Origin of the sequence: Cupriavidus sp. SK-3 (genome assembly GCF_000611145.1) — a bacterium.
In the GTDB taxonomy this organism is placed as follows: Bacteria; Pseudomonadota; Gammaproteobacteria; order Burkholderiales; family Burkholderiaceae; genus Cupriavidus.
The window spans coordinates 1-8,138 of sequence record NZ_JFJV02000122.1 but is presented as its reverse complement, the minus strand read 5'-3'; the positions used below and the strand labels follow the sequence as shown (position 1 = coordinate 8,138).

General features: G+C 62.5%; 11 protein-coding genes and 1 pseudogene. 10 read left to right on the top strand and 2 right to left on the bottom strand.

Annotation, left to right across the window (positions count from 1 at the left end; genetic code table 11):
- Positions 1 to 51 precede the first annotated feature (51 nt).
- The 10 genes from CF70_RS12600 (at position 52) to dsbD (ending at position 5,994) form a co-directional block, all read left to right on the top strand.
- Complete coding sequence (locus tag CF70_RS12600; protein ID WP_035864880.1) at positions 52 to 435, top strand: hypothetical protein; 384 nt, start codon at positions 52 to 54, stop codon at positions 433 to 435.
- A 120-nt stretch (positions 436 to 555) separates the two neighbouring features.
- Positions 556 to 798, top strand: a complete 243-nt coding sequence (locus CF70_RS12595; protein WP_051648339.1) for a hypothetical protein — start codon at positions 556 to 558, stop codon at positions 796 to 798.
- Between the two features lie 152 nt (positions 799 to 950).
- Positions 951 to 1,253, top strand: coding sequence for a hypothetical protein (locus CF70_RS12590; RefSeq protein ID WP_035864876.1), 303 nt, complete (start codon positions 951 to 953; stop codon positions 1,251 to 1,253).
- A 55-nt stretch (positions 1,254 to 1,308) separates the two neighbouring features.
- On the top strand, positions 1,309 to 1,545 hold the full coding sequence (locus tag CF70_RS12585) for a DUF2933 domain-containing protein (protein ID WP_235185023.1): 237 nt from the start codon (positions 1,309 to 1,311) through the stop codon (positions 1,543 to 1,545).
- Between the two features lie 74 nt (positions 1,546 to 1,619).
- Positions 1,620 to 1,748 carry a hypothetical protein gene (locus CF70_RS38570; RefSeq protein WP_255350658.1) on the top strand — a complete coding sequence of 43 codons (129 nt, stop codon included), beginning with the start codon at positions 1,620 to 1,622 and terminating at the stop codon, positions 1,746 to 1,748.
- 136 nt (positions 1,749 to 1,884) lie between these two features.
- Positions 1,885 to 2,076 (top strand): DUF2933 domain-containing protein, encoded by a 192-nt coding sequence (locus tag CF70_RS12575; protein WP_160172257.1) that lies wholly within the window; start codon positions 1,885 to 1,887, stop codon positions 2,074 to 2,076.
- A gap of 72 nt (positions 2,077 to 2,148) precedes the next feature.
- Complete coding sequence (locus CF70_RS12570) at positions 2,149 to 2,805, top strand: methyltransferase family protein (protein ID WP_035864867.1); 657 nt, start codon at positions 2,149 to 2,151, stop codon at positions 2,803 to 2,805.
- Positions 2,806 to 2,869: 64 nt separating this feature from the next.
- Entirely contained in the window at positions 2,870 to 3,475 is a 606-nt protein-coding gene (gene petA, locus CF70_RS12565) for a ubiquinol-cytochrome c reductase iron-sulfur subunit (protein WP_035864865.1), read from the top strand.
- 60 nt (positions 3,476 to 3,535) lie between these two features.
- The gene (locus tag CF70_RS12560) at positions 3,536 to 3,865 is read left to right on the top strand and encodes a P-II family nitrogen regulator (protein ID WP_035864860.1); all 330 of its coding nucleotides are present in this window, start codon (positions 3,536 to 3,538) and stop codon (positions 3,863 to 3,865) included.
- Positions 3,866 to 4,065: 200 nt separating this feature from the next.
- Positions 4,066 to 5,994: a protein-disulfide reductase DsbD gene (gene dsbD, locus CF70_RS12555; protein WP_414629448.1), complete on the top strand. Its 1,929-nt coding sequence runs from the start codon at positions 4,066 to 4,068 to the stop codon at positions 5,992 to 5,994.
- Positions 5,995 to 6,205: 211 nt separating this feature from the next.
- Here the strand turns inward: dsbD and CF70_RS12550 are convergent, their stop codons facing one another.
- Positions 6,206 to 6,883, bottom strand: coding sequence for a c-type cytochrome (locus CF70_RS12550; RefSeq protein ID WP_035864855.1), 678 nt, complete (start codon positions 6,881 to 6,883; stop codon positions 6,206 to 6,208).
- 898 nt (positions 6,884 to 7,781) lie between these two features.
- Positions 7,782 to 7,910: pseudogene (locus tag CF70_RS35965) on the bottom strand (IS110 family transposase); the annotation flags it as partial.
- Between the last annotated feature and the right edge of the window lie 228 nt (positions 7,911 to 8,138).

Below are 8,138 nucleotides of genomic sequence, written 5' to 3'. Positions count from 1 at the left end.
ATTCAAGCTATTTACGGGATGTTGTACTAGGACAAATGCTTGGCGTGAATCATGAAGCCTACCCATAGCCCCTTCACCCGCTTGCTTGCGCTGCTGTTGTTGGCGACGGTACTCTTTGCGCGCCTCGCGGTGGCTGGGTACCTGTGCCCGCAAGAGGCCAAGGCGACAATGGGTCCGGCGGCAATGGCCACCATGACAAGCTGCCTGGAGATGGACCACGCGCAGCCGGCCTTGTGCGCGGACCATCAGCAGGACGGTCGGCACTGGGCCGACAGCAACGGTCACGGTGCCGATCTCAGTGTCTTGCCGGCTACGGCTGGGCTTGTACACGTGCTCCCGCCCACGCCGTACACCTTCCGAATCTTCCAGATGGCGGACAGCGCGAACACATCGCCTGGTCCGCTCTATCTCGCAACGGCCCGCTTGCGAATCTGATCTATCCCCACGCGTGGCCCCGCTTGGCCACATGCTTGACTTTGGTGGCTCTGCCCGAGCGTGGGTGCTCTGACCCCTTGCGGTTGAGCCAGATAAAACCGAATTCTGGGGAAGATCATCATGCATTCCACTCTCAAGACTATCGTTCTCATTTCACTGGGGGTCGCGACCGCGCAGGCGCTCGCGGGTCCGGACTGGGACGTCATCAATCGCGCGCGCACTGCCGCGCAACACCCTGCGGTGACCTCCAGTGCATCCGCCTCTCAACAAGCGATGCTGGCGCGCTGCGACGAGATGATGAAGCAAATGGACTCCCAGTCGACCGGCAGCGGCAGCCCGAAGGGGCCTTCGGAGACCAAGTGATAGAGGGCGCTTCGGCCGACCAGACTAGGCGCACACATCCGTGGGATCCAGCCTCTGGCAATCGACCTGGGAGAGCCGGGCAGACTGTCTCTTCGCTTACTTGTCTGGTGCCGGATTTGCGCAGCGTCCTTCAATCGCATAAGGAGATCGACATGAATACGAAATCAGTAATGGCAGCAACCCTTGCACTTGTCATGCTTGGCGCCAGCGGCTGGTCCGCAGCGGCCGGTGCAACTCGTGGCGCCGAAAGCGCCACGGCGAGTGCCCCGGACAAGGGGCACGACATGAAGATGGACCACATGATGAGCGGCGGCATGATGGGAAGCTGCCCGATGATGGGCCTGCCACCTGGCAACGAGAAGCTGTCGATGCAGATGCACGCGGACATGATGCAGGCGATGGGCGAGATCATGCGCAAATACGCGGACAAGATCCAGACGGCGCCAACAAAGTAAGGGTGCCGTTCCGATTCGAAACTTTCCAATAGGAGTACCGCAAATGAAATGCAATATGAAATCGATGATCACCGCAGGCATCGCTCTGGCGGCAATGCTTGCAACCGCCTATGCCTTATTGCCGCCGGTCCGAGCGCTTGTCCTGAGTATTGGTCCCTATCTCCTGCTCTTGGTCTGCCCATTGTCGATGTGGCTGATGATGAAGAGCATGAGCACGCACGACGATCAAGTGGGCGGGATGACCAAGCAAGCGCCCAAGCAGAAGCCCCCTCGATTTCGGATCAGGGAGTGACTGGACGGTTGGAGGTCGGGGGGCACGCGTGGCGCATGCGTGCCCCGGCGGCCAACGAAGATGAGAGGTGGCGCGTGAACAAATCGTTGATATGGAGAGTCCTCCTGATCGTGTTCGCCATCATCGGCGTGCTCGCATCCCTTGGCGCGGTAGGCATGCTCGTGATGCATCAGCGCATGATGGGCGGGTTCAGCCTTTGTTAGCCGGGGTGCAAGCTGTGGAGCAGCGCCTGAAGTTAGCGGGCAAGTGCGTGCCCTCCTGCCATGGTGACGCAAGGGGACTCGCAATCGTGTGGGACATTGATGCAAGGAGGTAACGATCATGTGCAGCATCAAAACGATGATCAAGATTGCCATTGGATTGGCCGTGCTGCTTGTCGTCGGGTACGAGGCTTTCCCGCAGTACCAGGGCGCCATTCGCGCCTTCGCGCCGATCCTGCTGATCCTGGCATGCCCGTTGGCGATGTTCTTCGGCATGAGGGAAATGAAGCCGCGTGACGAACGCAAGCCGCCGAGCCGGGATGATAAGTAACGCACTAGCATCGCGCGCACCGCGACTCCTATCGGAACCGCCGGCCACGCTACCCTTGGGGGGAACCTCGCCATGAATGACATAAGTGCTTTTAATTCGCACTACGGGCATTGGGGTCTCGTGGCGGTCATGATTGTGTTGATGTCGTGGGTCCTGTATCGATATGTGGCACCCAAAAGCTGGCGTGAATGGGCTGGGGCAGGTCTGGTTCAGGCGTTTGTGATCGCGCTGTACGCCGAAATGTATGGATTCCCGCTCACGATCTACCTGTTGACGGCCATTCTTGGCCTCGACATTCCGCGCACCGCCTTCACGGGCCATCTGTGGGCGACGATGCTGGGTTATGGCGCGATGGGTGCAAACGTCGAGATGTTGCTTGGTGGCGCCTTCATCCTCTTGGGCCTAGCGCTGTTGATCCGTAGCTGGACCACGGTATATCGAGCTCGCCGAGAAGGGTGCATAGCCGAAGATGAACTGTATGGCCTGATGCGGCATCCACAGTACGCCGGCATCATCCTGGCGGTGTTCGGTCAGATTGTGCACTGGCCCACGCTCATCACTTTACTGCTGTTCCCGGTCATCGTGGTCGCCTATGTGCGGCTCGCGCGCAAGGAGGAACGAGACATGATCCGGAGATTTGGAATCGCATATGAGACGTATCGGCTCAGAGTGCCCATGTTCTTTCCTGGCCGCGCGCAATGGAAGGAACTGTTAGGTGGGCTTAGGTGATGAGCCGCTTGGATCAGTGCGTCTCTTCGTGGAGCCCATTGGTCCTGGATCGGAGATAGCCATAATGATCGATCCTGCTGCATCCCCACAAAGCGCACGACAGCGCAGATTGCTTCTGTTGGCCACCGGTACGATGAGCGGCGTGGGACTTGTCGGTACCTTGCTGCCGTTCATAGCGAGCATGGCGCCAAGCGACGCCGCCAGATCGAGGGGCGCCCCCGTTGAGGTGGACCTCGACTCCGTGGAGCCGGGCTCGCTGGTCACCGTCGCCTGGCGCGGCAAGCCAGTTTGGATATTGCACCGGACCGGCGACATGCTGGAGCGTCTGGGCAGGCACGATAGTTTGTTGGGCGATCCCTTGTCCAAGAAGGACCAGCAGCCCGCCAATGCGCGCAATGCGACCCGTTCGCTCCGCCCGGATATCTTTGTGGCGATAGGCATCTGTACGCATCTTGGCTGCGTACCGACTTATCGCCCGGAAGCCGGCGCGGCGGATTTGGGCGATGACTGGCCTGGTGGCTTCTTTTGCCCCTGCCATGGTTCCAAGTTCGACCTGGCCGGCCGCGTGTTCCGCAACGTCCCAGCGCCGCTCAATCTTGAGATCCCACCGCACGCGTATCAAGGCGAAACCCATCTGGTGATTGGCCAGGATCGCAATGGGAACCAATGATGATTTTCGCCCAACAGTGCACTGCTGATCGCCCAATCCCGCGTTGTCAAGGAGGCCCCCATGAGTACCAAATGTGTTATCGCCATCGTGCCCTCTGAGCTTTTGGAGAAGCTGGAGAAGCGCCTCGCAACCGTCCACGCGCCCGGACTGACGGCAACGAAAGTCAAGGGGTACGGCGAGTACCGAAATTTCTTCTCAAGCGACTTGACCACCGTGCACACCAAGATTGAGATCTTCGCGGAGGAGACCGACGTCGAGGCCATCACCAACGCGATCGTCGAGGTGGGACAATCTTCGGTGCCAGGCGCCGGGATTGTGGCGGTAGTTCCCGTCGAGAAGTTCTTGCATCTTCACGTTCCCCCTGGAGCGTCAGTGGATACAGCAGCATGACCGATTCGGCTCGTGCGATGGGCGCCGGCGGCGATGAGCGCCCGGGATGCGGCGAGGCACAGATCGGCCGCAGGGCCAAATCGCGATGCCCGTTGAACTGAGGTGCGGCGGCACGTGGCACCGGTCAGGATGCAAGTGGCTCGAGCCGCGGCATTGCGTGGCCGGTAATTCAGATCCAGAGGTGGGCTATGCGATTTGGCATGGCAGTGACGCGAACTGGCGTCACCGGCCGAGTACGGCGCTTTGTCCCGGGGCAATTCCTCTTGGGGCCGCTCCTCATCACGTGGCTCTGCATCGCGGGCGCCGCTGGCGTTGCCCGCGCCGCGAGCGAGGAAGAACTTCTGCCCCCTGAGCGGGCCTTCCGCTTTGCGGCCCGGCAAATCGACGAACACGCCATCGAGGTGCGCTTCGACATCGCCGACGGCTATCACCTCTACCGTGAGCGATTCGCATTTGACGCCGAGCCGGCAGGGGCTAAGCTCGGTGCACCTGTGGTTCCACCAGGGGAGGTTAAGTACGACGAAGCGTTTGGCAAGGAGATGGAGATCTATCATGGCCGCGTCAAGATTCGCGTGCCAGTGGAAGTCACTCCTGCGGACGGCGAATGGACGCTGGTGGTGACATCGCAAGGCTGCGCCGACAAGGGAATCTGTTATCCACCGATGGAGAGTCTGTACAAGGTGGGCGGCGGCCCGCTCGGCGGTCTATTTGATAAGCGCGAGGGTGGCACGCCAATGGCGTCGCCTGCGCCACCGACTGCGGCAACTTCTCCCGGAGTGGGCAAAGACCAGGGTGGGCATGCGGTACCGGCGATCGCGCCACATGGCGATGACGGCGACCGCATCATTCGCGCGCTGACCAGCCACCAGCTTGGGGCAATCGCGGTGCTCTTCCTCGGATTCGGCCTGCTGCTGACGGCCACGTCGAGCGTTCTGCCGATGGTGCCGATCCTGTGGTCCTTCGTTGTGGGCGAGCACGTGACACGCAGCCGCGCCCTGATCGTCTCGCTAGACTACGTGCTCGGCTTGGCGGTAGCCTATGCCGGCGTCGGCATGGCCACCGGATGGCTCGGCGAGAGGGTCTGGGCAGGGCTGCAGACGCCTTGGGCACTCGGCGCCTTCGCCACGTTGCTGGCGGCCCTGGCGCTGTCGATGTTCGGGCTCCACGCGCTGCTTCGGCAGCCCCGAACGACGGCATCCGCAATTCGGCGGTTGGGTAGCCGGGCTGCCGCAGCACTGGGGGCGTTGTCCGCGTTGGCCGTCGCCCGCATCATGCCGGCGCCGCTATCGAGCACGCTCGCCTATCTCGAACAAACCGGTGATGCCATGACCGGTGGCGGTGCGCTGTTCGCATTGGCGATTGGCATGGGGGCGCCGCTAGTGCTGGCCGGCGTCGCCGCCGGCAATCTTCTGCCGCGCGCCGGGCACTGGCTGGAGGTGACCAAGCGTTGCCTTGGCTTCCTGCTGGTGGGCGAGGTGATCTGGGCGATCAGCCCGCTATTGCCACCCTGGGCCGTGATGGCGGGGTGGGCCGCGCTGCTGCTGATCGCCGCAGTCTTCCTGGGCGCCTTCGATTCGCTCGGCCTCGAACCGCATGGCGTGGCCCGGCTGGGCAAGGGCCTAGGCCTGCTGGCCGCGCTGGCGGGGACCATCCTCATGGTCGGACTGGCGTCGGGCGGACGGGATCCGCTGCAGCCGCTGTCGCACCTGCGCACTCGCCGGTCGGCGCCGGCTACCGCCGCCGACCACGCGGTGGTGCACTTCGAGCGGATCCATTCGGTGGCCGAGCTCGATGCACGACTGGCGCAGGCCGCCGCAGCCGGCAAGCCGGTGCTACTCGATTTCTATGCCGAGTGGTGCGTCAGTTGTAAAGAGATGGAGCGCTTGACCTTTAGTGATCCAACCGTCCAGATGCGGCTGGCGGGTGTCGTGCTGCTGCAGGTCGACGTGACCCGGAACAATGCCGACGACCGCGCGCTGCTCAAACGTTTCGGCTTATTCGGCCCGCCTGGCATCATTTTGTTCGGTGCCGACGGGCGTGAAAGCCCGGTGCGGGTCATCGGCTTCCAGTCTGCCCCGCGTTTCCTCGACAGCCTGTCGAAGGGGTTCGGCGAGGCTGGCAAGGGCTGAGGACGATCAGGTCCCGCCTTGGTACGATTCGGCCTGGACTGCCGCCAACAGCATTTTGACGCTCCCCCGGCCGACGGGGCATATGCCTCTTCGCCGGAGTTCGGTGCTGCTACGCTGACGCGGTCGAGTCGTGGGCCAGTTGGCCGGGCCCAGTTTCACGGTGGCGTCAGCGCCGCTTCTGGTGCTTTGGGCTGGTCGGCCGTTCTGTTGTTCACGGACACTGCCGGTGAATGAAGGTTGAGATTTCTTCAGGGCGGGCGAAGACCACTGCGGCGCGGTCGCCCTGCATACCGGTACCGATCAGCACAGGCTTGCCGGCAGGCGGGCCGTCAGCGCTACTATCCGTCTTGAATCGCAAGTTGAATTCCCAAAAGGTGTGGGTCTTCTGGTCAGCGGTGGTGAGGCGGTACGCGTCACCACAGTAGCGGATTGCGGCGACGCGCGACGCCGTATCGACCGCCTTCAAGTTCGGTATGCCCTGATCGCGTGCCGCCACGCGACCGGCGGAAACCGCTTCAAGGTAGGCGACCAGATCGGCGCGGGTACGCGTATCAGCGATTCCGGGGAAGCCCATCGCGTTACCTGGCACGAGCGCCGCGGGCTTCTTGAGCCACGCATCCAGGTTTCGTTTGTCCCACACCAGGCCTGATCGCTTGAGGGCATCCGAGTAGCGCACAAAACCTTCGGCCGTGCCTGCCTTGCGACCCCAAACACCCGCCAAGCTTGGCCCGGTCATGTGGCGCCCCGGCGCAAACGAATGGCAGGCCATGCAGGTGCGGGCGGCTTGCGCGCCGCGCACGAGATCCCCTTCGGCGCGAACCGGTGCGCAGAAGGCAAGCGTGACCACCAGGACGGCTACGCTCGCTGGTCGGGCGGGTTTTGGAATCATTGGATGAGCTCCAGTTTGTGCACAGATCAATGACGGCGAAGTCGATGATGGAGAGCGCGCCAAAGCGGGGGCAAAGAACCGGACTAACGGCGAGAGGCCAATGAGCCACCTACAATGCGCTCATGCCCTCCAACCCTCAGCCCTCCGGCCTTCAACTCCGAATTGCCCTGCGAGGCTTGAGCCCGCCGGTTTGGCGGCGCGTCCTCATTCCCAAGATAAGCATGCGTTTCGTCAAGCGGCAACAGATGGCTTGGCGGCCGCGGCACGCGCACGCTCTACTGCAAATCCGGACTGCCGTGCTCAATGACCTGCTCCGATCTCACGTCGAACGACGGTATCCCTCTATTGCCTGCCACTGATAACGGCTGTGACAGACGGGCCTATCCATTGCAGCGCCAGTTGCACACGCTAGTTTGCAGCGTGATTACCGAGCCGAGTCCGCCGGCAGGCTGAGGAGGGCGGCGAGGACGTCGAAAGAAGGCCCTTGCTAGGCAGGGCTCTTCCTTTTGTAACCGCGATGCTGCATGCGGATCCGAGGATTTTGTTAGGTTTCGGACATGGCGATTCCTTGGTATGCTGGTGCTGATCGAGCCGGTGCAGCGCAGCGGGTGACGCTTTTGGCACGGCAGGGACCGGCGCCGTTCCGGAGACCGGCCAGGCGATTCCCGGGGCTGGCGCGGCTGAAAGAGTCATCATGCAAGAGCTTGCCTTTCGCACCCTCCTGTACCGCTACTTCTTCTTCGGCTGGCTGTTCATGGACGCCAGCAGGGGCGGTCTGCTCGAACGCTCCACCGCCTGGCGTTTCAACCAGGCGCACGCGCACTGGCTGCTGACGTATATGCGGCGCTGGCTCTGGGGCGATCGCCTGGTTCACCAAAACCGGCCGCTCAACGTTCACTCAGACTGGTGCCGCTGTCGGCTCCAGCTCGAATACTGTGTGATGGGCTGCCAACGCCCACGCGGTGCGAGCGAGCTTGTTGACCAGTGCACATGCCACAACATTTGAATGCCGCCGTGTGAGCATCGCCATCCGCTGCAGTTGTGGCTGGCGGAGTACCTTCGCCGGAACTCCGAACTCCGCCAGCAAGCCTCGGCCAGTCGCTACGCGACAGCCGCAATGAGCGCCAGGAGGAATACCGCTGCCTGTTCCGCTCGCGCAGCAAGGCGGGACAGCCGCATCCGGATCGAGAAGACGCCTTCGCGCAGATCGCTCGGCGGTGGCAGCGCCTAGTACAACATCCCGTAAATAGCTTGA

Bases quoted from the DNA above. Each gene is read 5' to 3' on its own strand.
- CF70_RS12595 (WP_051648339.1), top strand. From the start codon at position 556: ATGCATTCCACTCTCAAGACTATCGTTCTCATTTCACTGGGGGTCGCG.
- CF70_RS12550 (WP_035864855.1), bottom strand. From the start codon at position 6,883: ATGATTCCAAAACCCGCCCGACCAGCGAGCGTAGCCGTCCTGGTGGTC.
- CF70_RS12585 (WP_235185023.1), top strand. From the start codon at position 1,309: ATGAAATCGATGATCACCGCAGGCATCGCTCTGGCGGCAATGCTTGCA.
- CF70_RS12600 (WP_035864880.1), top strand. From the start codon at position 52: ATGAAGCCTACCCATAGCCCCTTCACCCGCTTGCTTGCGCTGCTGTTG.
- CF70_RS12590 (WP_035864876.1), top strand. From the start codon at position 951: ATGAATACGAAATCAGTAATGGCAGCAACCCTTGCACTTGTCATGCTT.
- petA (WP_035864865.1), top strand. From the start codon at position 2,870: ATGATCGATCCTGCTGCATCCCCACAAAGCGCACGACAGCGCAGATTG.
- CF70_RS12570 (WP_035864867.1), top strand. From the start codon at position 2,149: ATGAATGACATAAGTGCTTTTAATTCGCACTACGGGCATTGGGGTCTC.
- CF70_RS12560 (WP_035864860.1), top strand. From the start codon at position 3,536: ATGAGTACCAAATGTGTTATCGCCATCGTGCCCTCTGAGCTTTTGGAG.
- CF70_RS12575 (WP_160172257.1), top strand. From the start codon at position 1,885: ATGATCAAGATTGCCATTGGATTGGCCGTGCTGCTTGTCGTCGGGTAC.
- dsbD (WP_414629448.1), top strand. From the start codon at position 4,066: ATGGCAGTGACGCGAACTGGCGTCACCGGCCGAGTACGGCGCTTTGTC.